Source organism: Vibrio sp. Vb0349 (assembly GCF_033338975.1).
Window position 1 is genome coordinate 1 of sequence record NZ_JAWOTS010000407.1, and the last position, 1,080, is coordinate 1,080.

At 43.1% G+C, this 1,080-nt stretch carries 1 protein-coding gene; it reads left to right on the forward strand.

Annotated elements, in window-relative coordinates; all coding sequences use genetic code 11:
• Positions 1-274: 274 nt before the first annotated feature.
• Positions 275-1,080: glyceraldehyde 3-phosphate dehydrogenase NAD-binding domain-containing protein (locus tag R7Q47_RS26210; protein WP_318090256.1), on the forward strand; the 806-nt coding region annotated here is incomplete at its 3' end.

Consider the following 1,080-nt stretch of genomic DNA (forward strand, 5'->3'; position numbering starts at 1 on the left):
GCCGGCGTAACGTATCAGTTGACGGATAACACCAAGATCAAAGGTGCGATTTACAACCTGTTCGATGAAGACATCAACTACAAAGAATATGGGTACGTCGAAGATGGACGTCGTTACTGGTTAGGGTTAGACGTAGCATTCTAATTTCTTTTAAAGAAGGCTGGGCTATGTCCCAGCCTTTTTAAATCACGCTTTACTATGATTCATTAGGTGCGTTTTTCAGCCTTATCAGGTACTATCTGTGCCACGAAATTTTTGGTGGGGCGAAGGATAAATGCTAAAAGTTGCGATCAATGGATTTGGACGTATAGGTCGTAATGTTCTGCGAGCTGTCTATGAAAGCGGCAAACATCAGCAGATTAAAGTGGTAGCGGTTAATGAGCTTGCTCAACCAGAGGCAATGGCTCACCTTCTACAATATGACACCAGTCATGGCCGTTTCGGTAAGAAAATCTCCCACGATCAAGAACATTTGAATGTTCACCATGAAAGCGGTGAATATGATGCCATCCGAATTCTTCATCTCTCTGAAATTGAACTGCTTCCGTGGCGCGACCTTGAAGTCGATATCGTTTTAGATTGTACCGGCGTTTATGGTTCAAAGGCGGATGGTCTTGCCCATATCGAAGCCGGAGCGAAGAAAGTGCTCTTCTCTCATCCAGGAGCGAACGATCTCGATAACACCATTATTTACGGTGTGAACCACGAAACCCTCAAAGATGAACACCGCGTGGTGTCCAATGGTTCATGTACCACCAACTGTATTGTTCCCATCATCAAAGTATTGGATGAAGCATTTGGGATTGAGTCAGGTACCATTACCACAATCCACTCATCCATGAACGACCAACAAGTTATTGATGCTTACCATAATGACTTACGTCGTACTCGAGCTGCGAGCCAATCTATCATTCCTGTTGACACCAAGTTGCATAAAGGAATTGAAAGAATCTTCCCGAAATTTTCCAACAAATTCGAAGCCATTTCCGTTCGAGTTCCGACAGTTAACGTCACTGCAATGGATTTAAGTGTCACAATTAGTACAAATGTGAAAGTTAATGACGTAAATCAAACCATTGT